Origin of the sequence: Leucobacter insecticola (assembly GCF_011382965.1) — a bacterium.
GTDB lineage: Bacteria > Actinomycetota > Actinomycetes > Actinomycetales > Microbacteriaceae > Leucobacter > Leucobacter insecticola.
The window spans coordinates 71,080-88,813 of record NZ_CP049934.1; the positions used below are offsets into that span (position 1 = coordinate 71,080).

Genomic DNA, 17,734 nt, shown 5'->3' on the forward strand with positions numbered 1-17,734 from the left:
CCCCGGCTATTTCGCCGCCCACCACTGCTGCCAGGCCGCCACCGAATAGGCGGGGGACATTTCGAGAGCAACCTCGTCGATCCGTTCACCCGAGGTCACCGAATCAACGGCAAGCACCCACGGATCTCCCCCACTTTCGGCCACAAACAGGTAGAAGGATCCTGCCGCCTCGTACGCAACGGGCGCGTCCGCATCGGATTCAAGCCGGCCATCACTGTAGGCTTCTGCCCCAAGACTCATCACCGAGTCTTTCACCTGGGGATAGGGGACAAATGTGGTAAAGCCCGAAGCGTATTCCGCATATCTAGCGAAACCCTCATACGCGGCTGTCGAGACAGACCAGCCCAGAGAAGGCGCTGCGGTGTAGTGGATCCCGTGCGCGAACTCGTGCAGCCAGACGGCAGGTCGGTTGCTCGCAGAGCTTGGCCCCAAGATCACAATCGAGCCACCGAGTTCCTCACCCGTAGCAATCGCGGGATCAATAATCTCAGAGGCTCTCTGCGGACGGTAAGCCGACATGGCGTAGCCCGCCGCCTCAAGAACGCCCTCTGGCTTCTCACTGTTGCCAAACCGCCACCGATCCAGCCGATCCTCGCTCCCCGTGATTCCGGCGGTAAACCCCGACTGAGGCACTTTTCCGCCCATACTGGTCGCGATCCCCAACATGGTCACAGCGGCCCGTTCTGCTTCGTCAGCCGTTGCACTCACCAGGGCCTTTTCGTCTTCAAGCCCAAACACAACCACGTGGTCACGCCGCTCAACGAAGAGCTTGCCATCATCCCACGGCATAATCTCTACGTCTGGCGTGAATGAGGTAATCCGCAGATCGTCATCGCTGCCAGTCGTATCGATCAGGTACTCGAAGCCCTGGGTCAGGATCAGGCCTGCGTCAACAGTGCCGCTGCCTCGCATCTGGTTCGCCGGGAACCCGAGATCCACGCCGATGGATACGATCTGCTCGCCGTCATAGTTGGTGTAGGGCTCGATATAGCCTGTCGTCCAGCCGATTGCGGAGGTGTTGTCCCACCACAGCGCGAGCTGATCCGTCGCAGCTCCCTCGGTGTACGAGAGGAACAATTCGCGGTCCTTCGTCTGCAGCGCCTTGTTCATGTCGTGCCAGATCAACTCGTAGGAGTCGAAGCTCCACTCGTTGTCCTCGTGGGTCCACGCGGGTGGATCCTCTCCCGCAGGCAGACTGGCCGCCGCACCCGCCTCGTAGGGCTGCGGCCAGGAGGCCACGACCAGCGTGCCCGCAATCGCGAGGCTGAGCGCAGTCGCGCCGGCAATAATCAACTGCGCGGTGCGGGCCCGACGGTTTTTCGGTGTGGGCTGGGCGGGGTCGGTGTTAGCAGCTGCAAGCTGGTCGGGCGACATCGGAGTCATCGGCTGCGCGGCACCCTGAAGTATCGGATTCTGAAGCATCGGATCCTGCTCGCCGCCGTTCAATGGTGAGTAACTCATTTGCTCTTCGCCTCCGCGATCCCCACAAAGCGGAGGGTCTGTTCGCCCCTCCAGAATCAGAGCCGCTCGTGCTCGCGACGGTAAACACGTACTGCGTATCGCCGATGGTGATGGGGTACTGCGAGAGCGGGGGCAGCTCGTCGTAGTCCGGGGCTTCGGTGCCCATCAGGTTAGCGGGAGCAGGTGCAAATTCGTTCATCACCGGGAATCCCTTGGCGATGACCTGAGGATCAAGGTCTTCTGAACGGATCCGCGCATCACCCTGTTTGTACAGGCAGGAACTCATCAACTCGCCGCTCTGACGCGACTCATCTGACATTTCTACCAGCATCGATTTCGGGGCATCACAGTAATAGTAGTCATCTTCGAACACCTCGTCGGTGAACGTTGAATGGGTCTCACTGCCAGAGTGTGAAGAGGATGCTGCCGAAATACCCGCGACCTGCCATGGGCCGACGGCCGAGGGAGTCTGTTGAGGATCAACGAAGCTCGGTTCATCGGATCCGTCATAGTAGAACGGGCGCGTAAGCCACACGGCCTGGGTGAAATCAGAGGTAAATTTTTCTCCATCGACCGTGAAATCGTAGGTGAAGGTGACGGGAACCGAGAGGATATCCGCATCTTTCGGAGCAACCTCATTCGCGTACTCATCGGCCTGGTCGTAGACAAAATTGGCCGGGTCGTAGCTATAGCTGAGCTTCAGATCGAGCAGCTCGGCGGAAGCGAGATCCCCGTAGACGGGGGCGTAGCTATTACCGCCAGACTGCATCTCAGCGCTCGCGAAATCGCGCCAGGCGACATCGCCGACGCTGGTTGCCGCGAGAAAATCCTCAAGCACCTCCGCAGCGTCGCCCTCCAGAGCGGAATCGTGCAGATCCTGAACCACTCCGACGGAGACAAACGATGCGAGAAACACAACGAGGCAGCTCACCAGAACAACGACAGTGCGCTTGTTCCAGGCGCGCTCGTGCGGGGGGCGCGGCGGCTTGGTCTGATACGCCGGGGGCGAGTAGTACGCCTGCTGGTAGACGGGTGCACCCTGGTAGGCCTGAGCGTAGCCGGGGGCCTGGCCGTACGCCGGAGCCTGCGCGTAGCCGGGGGCCTGCTCGTACGCCGGGGCTTGCACGTACGGCGGTGCCTGCGTGTCGGCCGGTGCTTGCTGATACGCGGCCCCGACCTCAGGCGCCTGCTGTGCCGGAGCAGTCTCGTGATACTCGGTTGCGGCCTGCACCGGGGGCGAGAGATGCTCGGTCCATACTGCACCATCCCAGTACCGCAGCATTCCGCTGCCAGCGGGATCCGGATACCAATCGGCAGCCGGGGCCTGAATTCCGCCGTCCTCGGGGTCCATCCTTGCCATTCTCCTTCTGTGTGCAGCAATGCTCGCGCCACATCAAGGGCTCCAACGCGGTTTTACACGCGCCGAACACACAGGGAACCACAAGGTAATTAAATGTGCCCAGAGAATTCTAACCTGAAATTGGACTGCTCCACACCAGCCGCGTTCACACATCCCAGACGTAATTCCATCAGCAGCCCCACACAGTCGCTAGGCTTTTCGGTACTCTGCCATGATCGGGCACTCGAAGGGATCACGCGCCGCAAGGCCCACCCGGTTGAGATACTCGATCACGATGCCGTAGGACTGCCAGATCGTAGTCTCAGTGTAAGGAACGTTCAAGGTCTCGCAGTGCTCGCGAACAATGTCACGCGCCTTCGCGAGGTGGGGCCTCGGCATGTTGGGGAAGAGATGGTGCTCGACCTGATAGTTCAGGCCGCCCATAAACCAGGTTGCCGCCCAACCACCAGAAACGTTGCGCGAGGTGCGCACCTGCTTCGAGAAAAAATCGAGGCGGGCGTCTTTTGCAAGCACCGGCATGCCCTTGTGATTCGGAGCGAACGAAGCCCCCATGTACACGCCAAACACCGCAGCCTGCACACCCAAGAACGCGAAGGCCATGCCGAGCGGCAGGAACATGAAGATCGGAGTCAAGTAGAGGGCGAAGCGAGTGAGAATCATGGCGATCTCTGCCCAGCGCTGCTTTACCGACCCCGGGGTGAAGAGATACTTGAGGCTCTGATAGTGCAGATTGATCCCCTCAAGCGTGAGAAGCGGGAAGAAGAGGTAGCCCTGTTTGCGCGTGATCATGCGGATGAGTCCGCGAGATTTGGCGGCGTCTTCTTCGAGGAAGGAGATGGTGTCGACGTCAATGTCAGGATCTTTGCCCACCATATTGGGGTTTGAATGGTGGCGTGTATGCTTCGAATCCCACCACGAATAGCTCAGCCCCACGAATGCTGCGAGCACACGCGCCAGGCGGTCGTTTGCGGGAGCGAGTGGCAGGATCTGCCGGTGGGCAGCCTCGTGAGTGAGGAACGCGATCTGCGTGAAGATGATGCCAAGCGCCGCAGCGATGAGGAGTTGGAACCAGCTGTTCCCAAGCAGAATGAACCCGGTGATTGCGCCGCCGAGCGCCACCGCGATGAGTGTTGCTACAAAGGTGTAGAACCAGGGAGTTCTGCGGAGCAGCCCGCTTTCTCTGACCGTTTGAGCTACTTCCGTGTAGGCTCGGGTCATTTTGGGGAAGGTGTCACTGGTGGCATAGGTGCGACGCAGAGGGCCGAGGTGGGAGGCCGGAGCCGCCGTTGAAGTTGCGATAACTGTGATCCTCTGTGATCGAAGAAACTCTGACCGCGTGGCGATCGTGTTCCTTGGGCTGAAAAGCCGAAAGGCGGAAATGCCGATCGCTGCCTCCAAGCGTAAGCGCCACACCATGCCATCTGCTGTATATGCCGGGAACTGCCAGGCTACGACCGCTCCCCCGGCGCAGGGCGACAGGGGCGGACACCCGAGCTGGTCGACCCCGTCATGCCGCAGTTGCGGAGCAGATCGTAGCATCCCAGATGCCCGGGGAAACACTTCGACGAAGCGAGGATACTGCGACTCCGGGCTAGGCCCTCCGCGCAGCATGACGGGGGCAACAGTGGATCTGAGGGGCACGCAAAATTTCAGAGAAAACGCGAACCAGCGTTTTCAATTTTCGTGCGATTCCCCGAATATCCACGACTGAAAGGAGTGGATCTGAGGGGAATCGAACCCCTGACCTTCTCATTGCGAACGAGACGCGCTACCAACTGCGCCACAGACCCTTACGGCGATCCACGATACCAGCACGGGGCCGTGGTAGGAAATCTGTGAGCTAGTGCCCCGTGTCGCAAATTCGCTTCACATATCCCGGCACTCCGGCGGCGCATCACGTCGTTGTCGTCACTCGACGATGCAACAGCATCGCCTCACTCCTCCGCCTCGCGCTGCATCCACCGGAGCACCGGTATCTGCAAAGCAACTTGCGACACAGGACACTAGTGGTATGTCTCAGAAATAGCTCCCCGGCACGTCCTTACTGGGAAGCAATTCCTGAGACACACCACTAGCCGCTGCGGCGACGGCGAAGCACCGCGTCGAGGTCAGGCATGCCCTCGCTGGTGTCGCCGACTACACCCATGCGGCTCAGGAGTTCTCGCGCGGTCTGTTCCTGGGCCTTCGCGCGGGTCGCAGCGTGCTGGCGCGCGATCTCAGCGGCGGACACTGTGGGCGGGGCAGGCGCCACATTCGCGGCCGGCGCGACTGGGCCGGCCCCCACCGCAGCGGCGTCCACCGAGGCCGCTGCACGTGCCTCGCGCAGCAGCATCGAATCAGGCTGGTTCTCACGCGCCACAGCTCGCGTCGACTGTGCGCGCGCACGAGACAGTGCTTTCGCGCGCTCAATCCGCTCGGCGGCAGCACGCTGCGCGGCGTGGTGAGCAGCACTTGTCGCTTCGGTCTCGCCGGTCGCGGTGATCTCAGGTTCAGGGAACTCTAAGACGGGAACGGGATCCTCCACATATTCAGCGGCAATGCTGGGTGCGCGAACACGCCCTGGCGCAAGCAGCACCAGCCCGCCAAGACCCGCCGCAAACACCGCAACGGATCCCAGCAGCACCGCAGCACCGCTTCCGGCAATCGCGAATCCGGCCCCGACGAGCACGCCCAGGAGACCTACGAGCGCGGCGAGGGATGCGATCCCCCGCACCCTCCGGATGACGGGACGACGAAGCCTAGCTGCCCGCTGCACGGTGGCCTGCTTTCTGCGCAGCTGTTGCGCTCGAATTTCTGCGCGCAGCTGAGCTGCGCGCGCTTCTGCAAGTTCCGCGTCGCGCTCCGCTTCTTGGCGGCGCTGCGCGGTGCGTAGAAGCTTCTCCTGAGCGAGCGCCTGCCTGGCGGTCGCCTCGAGGCGAACCTCATGCGGCACTTCGGAGGTCTCGGCGAGCACCCGCAGCGTGCGCTGCAGGCGAAGCGCATTCCGCTCCGCCGCACGAAATTCACGGCGACGAACCCAAGCGGGAACCAGTACAGCGCCCCAGAGCAGCGCGGCGACGACGAAGATCACACCGCCTCCGAGCCCTCCGCCTGTCATGAGCCTTACTGTACGGTTTTTGCCCCGGCTGCGCGCCTCGGCACGCCGAGTTACGCAATAGGACCTTGGGCTTCATGTGCAAGGGTGTCCGGGATCAAACCGATCCACGGGCCGTGTGCCGCCTCCCGCCACACTCGTCAGGACCACCCTACGCAGAAAGTCTGCCGAGCATTCCGCCCGGCACTTCATCTCGCGTTACCGCAAAGCAGTCGTGGTCCCGCCACGCGCCATCAATATGAATGTATGCGCTTCGCCTGCCCTCGTAGCGCAGCTGCAGTTTCTCGACCACTCGCAGCGACGCGGCGTTCTCTGGCCGGATACAGATCTCGGCTCGGTGCAGCCCCAGCACAGAGAACAGGTAGTCGATCCCAAGCGCCACAGCAACGGGCGTAATCCCACGCCCGGCAACGTGCTCAGAGATCCAGTACCCGAGTTGCGCCGTTTGGAGAGCGCCACCACTCATCTCCGAAACGCTGAGTTGCCCGACAGCGGCTCCGTCGTAGCTCACCACGAAGGAGATACCTGTTCCCAATCGTAACTGGCGGCGCAGCGCTCGAACCGTCGGTCGCATCGACACAGATCCCGGCGCGATCCCTCTCCCCGAGGGGTGCGTGGCCTCCCACTGCTGCAACCAGCCGCGGTTGTCAGCGAGGAGCTTGCGCAGTGGTTCAGCGTCGCGCGGCCGGATCAGGCGCAGCGCAATTCGCCCCGCACTCAGGGGGCCGGGATCCTCGATAGGACGGCCGAGCGGTGCCACGGTTCAGCTACGAGCGCCCCGCGCGCGCAGCTCATCTGCGAACTCGAGCACCCAGTCTGTGATCTCTGCTCCGAGCTCGTGGTGGTCCACCCCAAGAAGCACGTTTGCCTTGATCCAGTCCGCGCGGTCGCCCGTATCGTAGCGGCGTCCACGGAAAATAACCCCAAACACTGGCCCCTCGCCCTTGCCCTCAGCCAGGTGGTTCAGTGCGTCAGTGAGCTGGATCTCCCCGCCGCGACCCGGCGTGAGGTCATCAATGATGTCGAAGATCTCTGGGCGGAGAACATACCGCCCAATTACGGCGAGGTTCGATGGAGCGTCGGCCGCTTCGGGCTTCTCCACCAGGCCGGTGATACGCACGACATCGGGATCCGAGGTCTTCTCGACCGCTGCGCAGCCGTACAGATTAATCGAGGCAGCGGGCACCTCCATCAGGGCGATAACCGTGGCGCCGCGCTGATCGTGCTCCTCCACCATGCGCTCAAGCAGAGGGTCGCGGGCGTCGATGAGATCATCGCCCAGCAACACAGCGAACGATTCATTGCCGACGTGCCTGCGTGCACGCCCAACCGCATGGCCGAGGCCGAGCGGCTGGCCCTGACGCAAAAAGTGCACTTCAGCGAGCTCACTTGACACGTGGACCTTGTGAAGCTTGCCCTCGTCACCCTTCTGCTCGAGCGTGTACTCGAGTTCTGGCACGCTGTCGAAGTGATTCGTCAGGTTGTCTTTGTTGCGCCCGGTGATGATGAGTACGTCGTCGAGCCCTGCGGCCGCCGCCTCTTCGACCACGTACTGAATGGCGGGCTTATCGACAATCGGGAGCATTTCTTTCGGCATGGCTTTGGTCGCGGGCAAGAACCGTGTTCCAAGCCCGGCGGCCGGTATCACGGCTTTGGTAACAGCTCGACCAGGCACGCGCTGAGTTTCGTTCATGCAAGGTAGCCTAGTGCCTTGTGGCGCAACGTTCGCTTCACACGCCCTAGGCTGGCTAGCATGACTGAGACAATCAACAGTGCGAAACTTCGCATTCGCGAATCGGTGCGGTCTGCCCGTGCTGCTCGCAGCGCAGCGGATCGGATTCAGGATCGGATCGGACTGACGGCCCAGCTGCGTTCACTTGTTGAAGCGCGCGGGGCACGGTCGATCACCTGCTATCTGCCAGTTCATGGAGAGCCGGATACCACCAGCTTTGTTGACTGGGCAAGGGATGAGGGCATCGACGTCATGCTTCCCGTATCGCGCGAGGATCGGCGGCTTGATTGGGCGCTTCTGAGCGAGGCGGGCACCGTCGCTGGGCGCTACGGGATTCAGGAGCCGGTCGGCCCGAGGCTCCCGGCAGAGGCTGCGGCACAAACGGACTTGCTGATCATTCCCGCCTGCGCCGTCGATGTCACCGGCATGAGACTCGGCTGGGGGCTCGGCTACTACGACCGCTTGCTCGCGTCTCTCACCCCGTGCCCGCCGGTGTTTGCGGTGGTATTCGGTGACGAGATCCTGCCGCTCGTGCCCGCCGAGGCGCACGACACCCCCGTCTCAGGAGCCGTCACCCCGCACGAGATCCGCGTGTTCACCAGCAAGGCAGGGTAAACTAGGCCTTTGTGCCTACCTATGCTTATCGCTGTGTCGATTGCGAACACAATTTCGACATCTACCAGTCGTTCTCAGACGACGCCCTGACGAGCTGTCCCGAGTGTGGCGGCACCCTGCGGAAGGTGTTCGGCTCACTGGGGGTCACGTTCAACGGTTCTGGTTTCTATCGCACCGACTCGCGCGCGGGTGACGGCGCGAAGGGTGGCTCAGGTTCTGGATCAAGCAGTTCGGGGTCATCCACGGCTTCGGCAAGCTCTGGGTCATCGAGTTCGGGATCCGGCAACGGTTCAGGAGCGGGATCCTCTAGCGGCGCTTAGGCGCAAAGCTTCGACAAAGCGGGGATACTGCGACTCCGGGCTCCACGCTCCGCCCTCCGCACAGCATGACAGAAGGGGTACCCCCACCCCGCCGGCTGAGCGAGGCCATCGGCCGAGTCGAAACCAAGGAAACCGTGACCCTTGGTTCCGACTCGCTGGCGCTCGCTCAACCGGCGGTGGGAGGGCTTCTCCCCCGTCATCCTGCGTTCGCTTGCGAATCGCAGGATCCTCGGTGAACAGCAACTTCGGCAGTACCTGCGTACTCAAAGTGGTCCCTCTTGCCGAGACTGCCTTCCACCGCCCAAACTGCGGTTCCTGACAGCAGGTTCGACGGTGAAAGGCAACCTCGACGGTGAAAGGCAAGTTCGCTGAAAACCCGCGACTGCACCACCGTTCACGAAGAGCCGCATTGGTTTCGACTCATCGCTCAACCGGCGGTCGTCGGGAGCGCCTACCCCCAGTGGGGCGGACGGTCACGGCGCAGCTGCTCGTCGTTCTCGCTCGCTCCCGGCGACTCGCGCACATCACCCCAAGACTCAGGCCGATCCTCGGCAGCGCTAGAGCCAAGGGCATGCTCCGAAGGTGCCGGATCCACACCCTCGGCAGCGGGCCGCGTTACCCGGCGCGGCTTGCGGGCCGGAGCATCACTCACAGCGCAGAGAACTCCGGCGCCGCCGGGGGCGTATCCTCACCCTCGCAACCGAGGATACGGGCGATCCTGCGCGCGACCTCATCCGGATCCGAGAACAGGTCAAAGCTCTGCACACGGTGGTAGTGCCAGCCGAGACGGCGAAGCACCGCGGGTCGCAACCGTAGCGAGTCACGCAAACTATCTGCGCCGTCACCCAGATCAAGATCGATCGCGATCGCGCGATCCTCAAACGATGCCGCGAGCGGGATCTCTCCCCGGTAGTCGATAGCGACCGTGAGTCCGAGGGCCTGCAGCCGGTCGGCGAGTTCACCGAGCATCGGGTCGCGCTCCGCGGGAAGCGACGGCGGTGCGGGCTTCGGGTGCTCAAATGCGAGCAATTCAGCAAGCTCAACGACGCCGTGCTTGATGCGTGCGGTGTCGAGATCCTCTGGCTTGAAACAGCTCACGATCGTCATTGCGCGGCGAGCGCGCGTCATCGCAACAGCGAGCAGGCGTTCACCGCCGGGCTGGCCCAGCGCACCGAAGTTTGACAGCACCCGTCCGTGAGGCGTGCGTCCGTAACCGATCGAGAAGATCACGCGGTCGCGGCTCTGCGCAGTCGCCTGCTCAAGCGTGAGTACGGCGAACGGCTCTGCCCGCTCACCGAGCAAAAACTCGCGGTATTGCGGCAGCTTCGAGAACGCCTGCAGCACCGACTGGTAGACGCGCACAGCGTGGCGCTCACTCGCGGTGATCACCATCAGTGATTCTCCGGGGCGTTCGCTCGCGTGTTCAAGCACCAGCTGTACGACCCGTTCGACCTCGGCGTCGGTGCTTTCCACCGCACCGGTCTGCTGATCGGGCAGTCCCTGGCCGCCGCGCACGAACTCGTAGGTCAGACTCGAATGCCCGAGGAAGCTGCCCGCCCACGGCAGCGACTTGATCGCACCGTCGTAGAAACGGGAGTTCACGAGGTTCGTGAGATCCTCACCGCCCGCGCGATAGCTGTGGGTCAACGTGAGGGTCGGCAACACCTCGCCCAGTTTCGCGAAGGCTGATCTCGAATGCAGCTCCTCAACGTCAACCTGCTCTGCAGATTCGGGAGCACCGACGGAGATCTCGAAGGCTGAGGGCGTCTGCGTCATCGTGTCGCCGAAGGCAACGACCTGACGCGCGCGCCGGATCGCGCCAAGGTTCTCGACGAGCGTCGTCGCTCCCGCATCGACCAGCAGAACTGTATCGAAGTGCATGGAACTGGGCAGCTGGGCTACCTCGTAGGGGGACATTGCCCACACCGGGGCAAGCACACCGAGCAGGTTGGGAGCGTGCCGAGCAAGCGCCTGAGCCGACACGTAACCGCTTCGTAGCAGCTCACGCAGGGCAAGGGCTTCCTGCTTGTTATCGAGTACCGCTACCCGCCAGGCGTCGGCGAGGCTCGCCGCGAGCAGCGTACCGTTGGCGCCAGCGTGTGCATCATCGACCAGGCGGAAGTCTGCCTCCAGCCGTTCAATCACGCTCGTATTGGCGCTCAGCAGCGCCGCATTCGTCTGCAGCATCCGCTCGAGCGCGGACTGCCACCAGGCAAGCTCCAACTCGGCGGCAACCTCTTCAGCCGGCACGTGGCGCGAGGAAAGATCCTCAAGCAGGGGCTCGAGATGCGAAGCGCGCAGGCGCTCCACGATTGTCGTGCGCTCCTGGATGTTCTGCAGCACCTCGGACTCGCGCGCAAGGTCTGAGATCCGAGCGGCGAGAGCGGCGAGCGACAGGTTCTTCATGCGCGCACTATCACCGACAGTGCCAAGCACTCGGTCCAGCTCGTCAAGATCCTGGTACGCACTCTGGAACGCCACAACCACATCAGCGATGCCGAGCGGCACCTCCGGCCTGGTACCGGCCACGGTGGTGTAGCGCTGCCACAGCACCCGCTGCTGCTGAATCTGCACGAGCCGCGAATACATATCCGTGATGTGCACGCCGGGGCGCACATACTCACGCGCGAGCTTTCGCAGCCGTCGCTTATTCGCGGCTGACATGTCCTCGCCGCGTGGCGCGTGGGCCGCAATCACCTCGGTCAACGAACGATCGTACACCTCGGGGGTGAAACGGTCGAGAGTGTCACGGATCCCGATCAGAAGTCGCAGGAAGATCCCGAGCTCTGCAATGGTCTCGTAGGGCCGCATTGAGGTCTGCCCAATAACCTCGTTGGCCATCGATACCAGGCGCGGCAACTTCGATTCCGCGAGTTCCACGGCAAGACCGTAGGCGCCCCGCGCTTCTTCGGTGGAGGCGAAGTCGACGCCATACCAGGGCGAATCTTCCGGCCCATACTGGAACTGGCCGAGTCTGGCTACCTCGGTGAGGGCTTCCGCGATCGAGCTGCGATCGAGCGTCAGCTGGCCGAGCGCCTGGTCGTCGAGGCGCACCGTCGTGGACGGCGGGCTATCGCTCAGCGCAAGCAACGTCAAGTTTCGCAGGGCCTCAAGCGGAGAGACACCAAACCGCTTATCGGGCGTTGAGATCGCGGTCCGGTAGTCGCTCAGCACGCCGCGCAGTCGAATGAGCGCCTCATCAACATCGCGAAGGTGCTCCGGACGCGCGTTTTCGTTGCGGCTGATCGATTCGACGAGGTTGCGGCGGAGGCGGCGAGGGCTGACCGACAGTCCGGTCAGTCCCGTGCGCGCGAGACGATGCGTGATGCCGTCAAGAGTCGCGCGTCGCGGAGACACCACAAGCACACGCTTGCCTGCGCGCACCAGACTTCCAATTGCGTTCACAACGGTCTGGGTGCCGCCGGTACCGGGCAGCGTATGCACCACCACCGAGTGTCCAGCATCAATCTGCGCGAGCACATCGTCTTGCTCGGCGTCAGCGTCGTAGAGGTATCGGTCTGTGTCGGGCGAGCGGTCATCCGGGGGCGTCGCCGTGACCGGTCGATATGACTCAGCGAGTCGGCGCTTTGCCGGTTCATTGCCGCAGATCGCTTGAAGCAGCGGTGTGTCAAGACCCTTTGCGTCGGCCACCATCTGCTGCGAAACGTTGTGAAATGACGACACTACGAGCCGCGGCTGCACCACAAATCCGGGAACTCCCGCGACCATTTGGCGCAGCCGATCGATTACGGGCTGCGGCTTAAACACTCCCTCGGACTGCGAGAGTTCAATCAGGGAGCGAGCGTCAAGGTTGATCCCGAATTGCTCACGGAGCACGCGAATCAACTCGGAATTGACAACCGGGAACTGCTTCAGCTTGAGTTCGAAGTCGCGGCCGTAACGGCGAATCGCGAGCGGGCGCAGCAGCACAGGTGCACAGAAGTCGTCGCCCTCAAAGCTCCACTTCGCGATCCCGACCCCAAGGTTCACGGTCTCAAGGCCACGCACAGTGCGCATTTCAACGACCTTGTCCGTCACGCGGGCCGCGGCGGCGCGTGCGTGGCGTAGGGCGAGATCGTCGCGGATCAGAGCCGAGAGCAGAATCTTATTGCCGGTGATGAACTGCGGCAGGCCGCCCGGGTGGGTGGTGGAAAGCTCGATCCGGTTCGCCGGTCGGTCATCGAAGTGCAGCAGCGGATTCGTGCCGCCGATCGTTGCGAGCTCGCGTCGCCATTCGGCGTGCGCATCGGCATAGCTGTCTACGAGCGAAACGTGCCCGGTCAGTTGCTCAGTGTGAGCTTCGTCACTGCGCGGCTCAGGCGCTTTGGCAAGCGAGCCCTCGCTCACCGGCTGATCGGCTCCCGAATCTGGGAACTGTTCAGCGCGGCTGGAGCCATCGCTATTGGCACCAGCGCCGGGGTCGCCTGGGCGGGCTGCCGTCTTCTTTGCATCGCTTTCGCCGCGACCCTTGGCATCCGGTCGCTTGCGCCGATCCACACTCCACACACCGCCACCCTAAGCGGTTAACACGAGAAAACGCGGAATCAGCGCGGTGTTTCTTCTCCCCCGGTTACAACGGGTGCCGCAACCTCAACGTCACCGCCGCGCATCTTCGCGAGCGTTCGCATGAAGTGGTAGACCACAACGGCGGCAATGGTACCGAGGGCGATGCCTCCGAACTCGACCGCGCCAAATTTCAGTTCGAAGTTCGCGATACCCACAATCAGGGGCACGGCGGCAGAAAACTGGTTGATGGGCTTCGAGAAGTCGACGTGGTTGTCGATCCAGATTTTGATGCCGATCAGGCCGATGAGCCCGTAGAGCGCGACCGTCACTCCGCCGAGCACCGCGGGCGGAACTGAATAGATCAGCTGCCCCACCTTGGGTGACATGCTGAGCAGGATCGCCATCACGCCCGCCGCCCAGTAGGCGGCCGTGGAGTAGACGCGGGTCGCGGCCATCACGCCAATGTTCTCACCGTAGGTGGTGGTGCCGGATCCGCCACCAAAGCCCGCGAGAATCGTGGAGACACCGTCAGCGAGCAGGGCACGACCGGTGAGTGGATCCATGTCGCGCTTAATCATGAGGCCGACGCTCTTGACGTGCCCGACGTTTTCCGCGATCAGCACGAGCACCACGGGGAGGAATGCTGGGAGCAGACCCCAGAGTGTGGGATCCGCAAAGGGGTTGCCCACCGCATGGAACCCGGGCAACCCGATCCAGGCAGCCCTTTCGACCGGGGAGAAATCCACGAGGCCCGCGAACACTGCAACGACGTAGCCCACGGCAACGCCGAGCACGATCGAGAGGCGACCGATGAGACCCCGGAAGAGAACCGTGATTAGCAGGATCGCGACGAGCGTGGCGACGGCGACCCAGGATGACAGTGTCTGGTCGACGTCAGGATGGTTTGCGGGATCTCCCAGCCAGTTGTTTTTCACCGCCGGCGCGAGGTTGAAACCGATGAGAGCCACGACCGATCCCATCACGACGGGTGGCATCAGCGCGTTGATCCAGCCCGTGCCAAAGCGATTCACGACCAGGCCGACAACGGCCATCAGCACGCCAATGGCGAGGATCCCGAACGATGCACGGCCGAGGTCGTCTCCGCCGGCAGTGGCCGCCATGATCGGTGCGATAAACGCAAAGGAGGAGCCGAGGTAACTGGGGAGGCGGTTGCCCGTGATCAACAGAAACAGGAGGGTGCCAAGGCCGGAGAAGAACAACGTTGCCGTGGGGCTGAAGCCCGTAATCAACGGCACGAGGAACGTGGCGCCGAACATGGCGACGACGTGCTGAGCGCCGAAGCCGATGGTGCGGGGCCAGCTGAGACGCTCCTCTGGCAGCACGATGGCGTCTTGAGTAACGCTCTTGCCGTCTCGGTGCAGCTTCCAGGGCAGGGCCATCGGGACTCCTCTGTGCGTTGGTGTGGGCGCGTGACGCGGGCTCCAACGCACTATCTTAGCGACCTTGGGCGGTCTGGACTTTCCCTTCAACTCTTCTCCGACACCGCCGTTCTGCGCACCACCGCCTGCCACGACCCCGGGTCCCTGCCCACCCTGATCCCGAGTCCCCACACGCCCTGATCCCGAGTCCCCACACGCCCTGATCCCGGGCCCCAATCTGCCCCTGTCGTGTGCGCAATTGGTTGTTTTGCGCGCTCATAAGAACCATCTGCGCACACAGTGGGGAATGCGGTGGTGCTCAGGGCCGGGAGGGGCCGGGATAGGCCAGGACGGGCGCGGGTGCGGGCTAGACCGAGGAGGGCGGGGTAGGCAGGGAGGCAGGGCGCCGCATCATTCCGCAGCGATGTAAACCTTGCGGATGTGATCCTCGACGGTCCAGCGGGTACGGGATCCGGCGATGAGGCGCACGGTATCCCCCGGGCCGACCTCAACGCTACGATCCTCGTCCAAAAACTCGATGATCGCACCCCCGGAGAGCACCACAAAGAGTTCATCGACCTCGGTGTCGGTGACGATCCCCGATCGCAGTTCCCAAATGCCGACTTCACAGCCGCCGATACTGCCGAGTTCCGCGATCCCCTGCCTGGGGGATCCTGATACCGTGTCTTCTGCGGGCACCGCGTCAAGCGGGATCGCCACGCCCCGGCCATTCACCGCCTGATTGCTGCCGTCTGGCAATAGCTCACTCATGAATCGAAGCCTAGCCCAAGCGCGTCAAGGGTCTTCAGCAACACATTGCGCTCGCCGCGGTTGTGGTCGGCGCGATTGAGCGCCCAGCGGGTCATATTAATGCCGATCGACGCGAGGGGTTCGGGCGGGAACGGGAGCGGCATCTCCTTCACCATCTGCAGTTCGGTGCGCTCGGTGACGCGACCCTCAAGGCGGTCAACGATCACGTCTGCGGCGAAGTGTGTAGCCCCCACTCCGAGCCCGGTGAAGCCCGCGACGTACTGCACCCGACCGCCGTGCGCCTGCCCGAAGAAGGCGCAGAATCGCGTGCTGGTGTCAATCACGCCCGCCCAGCGGTGGGAGAACTTCACGCCCTCCAGCTGCGGGAACGTCGTGAAGAAGTGACTCGCGAGCTTGCGATGGGTCTCCATACGATCCTCGTGTTCAGCTTTGATCCTGCCGCCCGCGAAGTACACAGCGTCGTAACCGCCCCAGAGAATGCGATTGTCTTTTGTGAGCCTGGAGTAGTGGAACTGGTTGGCCATGTCGGCAAGCCCTTCGCGCCCCTCCCAGCCGATCGACGCCAGCTGTTCATCGGTCAGCGGCTCGGTCATCAGCACGTAGTCGTACACCGGCACGGTATGGAAGGTGTAGCGCTTCAACAGCGACGGGAAAACGTTGGTGCACAGCGCGACCCGCTCGGCGCTGACCGTACCGTGAACGGTAGTCAATTGGATCGGCTCGTCGGGCTGCCCCTCAAGGCCGGTCACCCGGGTCTGCTCGTGGATCTCAACGCCGATCTCAGCCGCGTGACGGGCCAGCTCAGCGACGAGCTTTGCCGGGTGCAGATTTGCGTTGTCGCGGGGCGAGAATTCGCCAGCCAAAAAAGTAGGCGATTTGATGCGCTGCTGCGTTTCTTCCGCGTTCAGGCTGATGTGGTTAGGATCATCGCTTTCTTCCAGCCATTCGACCTGGTGGGGCTCGTTCGCGATCGATAACTCACCCGTGCGCTCGAAGTCGACATCGAGCTTATTCTCAGTAACAAAGCGCTCGATCGCGTCTAGATTCTCGTAGCCCAGGCGACGGAGCGTGCCCACCTCGTCTGGCCACCGCGACTCGGCATTCGGCTCGCCGTGGCTGATACTCGCCTCGCAGAAGCCACCGTTCCGGCCCGACGCCGCCCAGCCAACTCGCTTCGCTTCAAGCAGCAGGACGCGACGCTCGGGGTGCTCGGTCTTGAGCTTGATCGCGGTCCACAGCCCCGCGTAGCCGCCGCCGACCACAACGTCGTCAGCCATCTTGCCACCGTCGAGCGCGGGGTAGCGCGCGGCGGAATCGGCGACGTCCTCGATCCAGAAGCAGCTGCGTTTGGTGTCGCGAAGCGCGTCATCAATGACCTTCGCGGCGGGGCGGTTCGTTTCAAAGATGGTGGGTTCCATGGTGTCCTCGTCTGTGATGTCCGCTTCGATCATCGCACACCGAGCAGCCTATGTAAACGCGAATGTCAACGCCGCTGACATTTGGTGCGTGGCTACGCGGCAAGTGCGGCCACGCTAGCGTTTGCGCTTGGGATCCTCAGTCGGGGCTTCATGATCGCCCCCACCGCAAAGCCAAAGGCGACACCGGCCGGCAGCCACAGCCAGAAGGTGGTGAGCACGCTCAGCACCACCCCCATGATCGCCCCCATGACGGCGCCGACAATGATCTGCTTGCGTCGGGCTTCGGGAGACACCTCCTGGTTCTTGCCGGTGCCCTTCTTATTGCGCTGCGGGTCTGGCTTCTTGCTCATGCCCCCAGCCTACGCGCCGCTTCCTGATCGGCCTCGTCGAGGGCCCGAAGCGCGGCAAGCTGCTCGGCGGACGCGCCCCGCGCCTCTGCGATGCCGACGAGCCGGCCCATCGCGCGCGCGATCTTCGCCGGGCTAAACGACGGGGCCGCTCCCGCCGCCAGCAGCACAGGTTCGATGCGGTCGAGGAGCTCGGCATCGGCGTCGGGAAGCAACTCGGCTTCCCACTCGCGCCAGGCACGGCGGACTCCAGTGCGATGCGAACGGGCGCGCACCCGATCATCTGCAAGCTCAACCACTTCGAGGCCGTTCGCGTCGCGCAGGCGCACCACAGTGCGCGAGGTGTGCAGCTCGGCGATCGGCGCCAGCTTGGCCGCGGCGGGTCCAAGGTGCTCGTGGATCACCGCCACCACGGCGTCCGGCATCGTGTCTGACGCCGGCCACAGCGTCTCCTTGTTTCCGCGGTCGCTCTTCTTCTTGAGGTGCCACCCGGGGTCTTTGCCGCCACTGCGCACACGAAGCGCCATGCGCAGCCGAGCAAGATCTCCTTCGGGGTATCGAAGTAGATTGCCTCCAATTCATGCACCGCGGGAGCGGCAGCATGCAGGCCGATCATCGCAAACGCCTCACCGTGCGGCAGCGTCGCCGCAAGGTCGACCTCGTATTTGCGTTCGATCTCCAATGATTCCACTGCAATTTGGTTCTCCACATTGCCAGCTTAGAGGCCACGC

General features: G+C 63.1%; 15 protein-coding genes and 1 tRNA gene. 2 read left to right on the plus strand and 14 right to left on the minus strand.

Going from position 1 to position 17,734, the window contains the following annotated elements; genetic code table 11:
- Nucleotides 1-6 precede the first annotated feature (6 nt).
- The 7 genes from G7067_RS00330 to G7067_RS00360 all read right to left on the minus strand — a co-directional run bounded on the left by G7067_RS00330 (nucleotide 7) and on the right by G7067_RS00360 (nucleotide 7,608).
- Nucleotides 7-1,383: a hypothetical protein gene (locus tag G7067_RS00330; RefSeq protein ID WP_166321188.1), complete on the minus strand. Its 1,377-nt coding sequence runs from the start codon at nucleotides 1,381-1,383 to the stop codon at nucleotides 7-9.
- Nucleotides 1,346-2,821, minus strand: a complete 1,476-nt coding sequence (locus G7067_RS13885) for a DUF2510 domain-containing protein (RefSeq protein WP_244301150.1) — start codon at nucleotides 2,819-2,821, stop codon at nucleotides 1,346-1,348. Before G7067_RS13885 ends, G7067_RS00330 begins: the two co-directional genes overlap by 38 nt.
- A 189-nt stretch (nucleotides 2,822-3,010) precedes the next feature.
- Nucleotides 3,011-4,129 carry a fatty acid desaturase family protein gene (locus tag G7067_RS00340; RefSeq protein ID WP_244301367.1) on the minus strand — a complete coding sequence of 373 codons (1,119 nt, stop codon included), beginning with the start codon at nucleotides 4,127-4,129 and terminating at the stop codon, nucleotides 3,011-3,013.
- A gap of 409 nt (nucleotides 4,130-4,538) precedes the next feature.
- Nucleotides 4,539-4,611, minus strand: a tRNA-Ala gene (locus G7067_RS00345).
- Nucleotides 4,612-4,892: 281 nt separating this feature from the next.
- The gene (locus tag G7067_RS00350) at nucleotides 4,893-5,918 is read right to left on the minus strand and encodes a hypothetical protein (protein ID WP_166321192.1); all 1,026 of its coding nucleotides are present in this window, start codon (nucleotides 5,916-5,918) and stop codon (nucleotides 4,893-4,895) included.
- Between the two features lie 148 nt (nucleotides 5,919-6,066).
- Nucleotides 6,067-6,675: a GNAT family N-acetyltransferase gene (locus G7067_RS00355; RefSeq protein ID WP_166321194.1), complete on the minus strand. Its 609-nt coding sequence runs from the start codon at nucleotides 6,673-6,675 to the stop codon at nucleotides 6,067-6,069.
- 3 nt (nucleotides 6,676-6,678) lie between these two features.
- A complete protein-coding gene (locus G7067_RS00360) occupies nucleotides 6,679-7,608 on the minus strand; it encodes a UTP--glucose-1-phosphate uridylyltransferase (protein WP_166321196.1) in 930 nt (309 codons plus the stop codon).
- 60 nt (nucleotides 7,609-7,668) lie between these two features.
- On the opposite strand from G7067_RS00360, the gene G7067_RS00365 reads away from it, so the two are divergent.
- Nucleotides 7,669-8,262, plus strand: a complete 594-nt coding sequence (locus G7067_RS00365) for a 5-formyltetrahydrofolate cyclo-ligase (protein ID WP_166321198.1) — start codon at nucleotides 7,669-7,671, stop codon at nucleotides 8,260-8,262.
- Between the two features lie 11 nt (nucleotides 8,263-8,273).
- Nucleotides 8,274-8,582, plus strand: coding sequence for an FmdB family zinc ribbon protein (locus G7067_RS00370; RefSeq protein WP_166321200.1), 309 nt, complete (start codon nucleotides 8,274-8,276; stop codon nucleotides 8,580-8,582).
- A 451-nt stretch (nucleotides 8,583-9,033) separates the two neighbouring features.
- Here G7067_RS00370 and G7067_RS00375 read toward each other — a convergent pair whose 3' ends face one another.
- From G7067_RS00375 to G7067_RS00405, 7 genes are all read right to left on the minus strand, one after another.
- The gene (locus G7067_RS00375; protein ID WP_166321093.1) at nucleotides 9,034-9,234 is read right to left on the minus strand and encodes a hypothetical protein; all 201 of its coding nucleotides are present in this window, start codon (nucleotides 9,232-9,234) and stop codon (nucleotides 9,034-9,036) included.
- Complete coding sequence (locus G7067_RS00380; RefSeq protein WP_166325522.1) at nucleotides 9,231-12,929, minus strand: AAA family ATPase; 3,699 nt, start codon at nucleotides 12,927-12,929, stop codon at nucleotides 9,231-9,233. Before G7067_RS00380 ends, G7067_RS00375 begins: the two co-directional genes overlap by 4 nt.
- Before the next feature lie 197 nt (nucleotides 12,930-13,126).
- Entirely contained in the window at nucleotides 13,127-14,488 is a 1,362-nt protein-coding gene (locus tag G7067_RS00385) for a uracil-xanthine permease family protein (protein ID WP_166321202.1), read from the minus strand.
- Between the two features lie 390 nt (nucleotides 14,489-14,878).
- Nucleotides 14,879-15,238 carry a cupin domain-containing protein gene (locus G7067_RS00390; RefSeq protein WP_166321204.1) on the minus strand — a complete coding sequence of 120 codons (360 nt, stop codon included), beginning with the start codon at nucleotides 15,236-15,238 and terminating at the stop codon, nucleotides 14,879-14,881.
- Nucleotides 15,235-16,656 carry an NAD(P)/FAD-dependent oxidoreductase gene (locus tag G7067_RS00395; protein WP_166325525.1) on the minus strand — a complete coding sequence of 474 codons (1,422 nt, stop codon included), beginning with the start codon at nucleotides 16,654-16,656 and terminating at the stop codon, nucleotides 15,235-15,237. The genes G7067_RS00390 and G7067_RS00395 overlap by 4 nt, the downstream gene beginning before the upstream one ends.
- Before the next feature lie 92 nt (nucleotides 16,657-16,748).
- Nucleotides 16,749-17,006, minus strand: coding sequence for an HPP family protein (locus G7067_RS00400; protein ID WP_166321206.1), 258 nt, complete (start codon nucleotides 17,004-17,006; stop codon nucleotides 16,749-16,751).
- Nucleotides 17,003-17,530, minus strand: a complete 528-nt coding sequence (locus G7067_RS00405) for a CYTH domain-containing protein (RefSeq protein ID WP_166321208.1) — start codon at nucleotides 17,528-17,530, stop codon at nucleotides 17,003-17,005. The genes G7067_RS00400 and G7067_RS00405 overlap by 4 nt, the downstream gene beginning before the upstream one ends.
- Nucleotides 17,531-17,734: the final 204 nt, after the last annotated feature.

Excerpts from the sequence above, each read along its gene's own strand:
- G7067_RS00405 (WP_166321208.1), bottom strand. The coding sequence starts at position 17,530 with ATGGCGCTTCGTGTGCGCAGTGGCGGCAAAGACCCCGGGTGGCACCTC.
- G7067_RS00385 (WP_166321202.1), bottom strand. The coding sequence starts at position 14,488 with ATGGCCCTGCCCTGGAAGCTGCACCGAGACGGCAAGAGCGTTACTCAA.
- G7067_RS00395 (WP_166325525.1), bottom strand. The coding sequence starts at position 16,656 with ATGGAACCCACCATCTTTGAAACGAACCGCCCCGCCGCGAAGGTCATT.
- G7067_RS00390 (WP_166321204.1), bottom strand. The coding sequence starts at position 15,238 with ATGAGTGAGCTATTGCCAGACGGCAGCAATCAGGCGGTGAATGGCCGG.
- G7067_RS00360 (WP_166321196.1), bottom strand. The coding sequence starts at position 7,608 with ATGAACGAAACTCAGCGCGTGCCTGGTCGAGCTGTTACCAAAGCCGTG.
- G7067_RS00365 (WP_166321198.1), top strand. The coding sequence starts at position 7,669 with ATGACTGAGACAATCAACAGTGCGAAACTTCGCATTCGCGAATCGGTG.
- G7067_RS00330 (WP_166321188.1), bottom strand. The coding sequence starts at position 1,383 with ATGACTCCGATGTCGCCCGACCAGCTTGCAGCTGCTAACACCGACCCC.
- G7067_RS00350 (WP_166321192.1), bottom strand. The coding sequence starts at position 5,918 with ATGACAGGCGGAGGGCTCGGAGGCGGTGTGATCTTCGTCGTCGCCGCG.
- G7067_RS00400 (WP_166321206.1), bottom strand. The coding sequence starts at position 17,006 with ATGAGCAAGAAGCCAGACCCGCAGCGCAATAAGAAGGGCACCGGCAAG.
- G7067_RS13885 (WP_244301150.1), bottom strand. The coding sequence starts at position 2,821 with ATGGCAAGGATGGACCCCGAGGACGGCGGAATTCAGGCCCCGGCTGCC.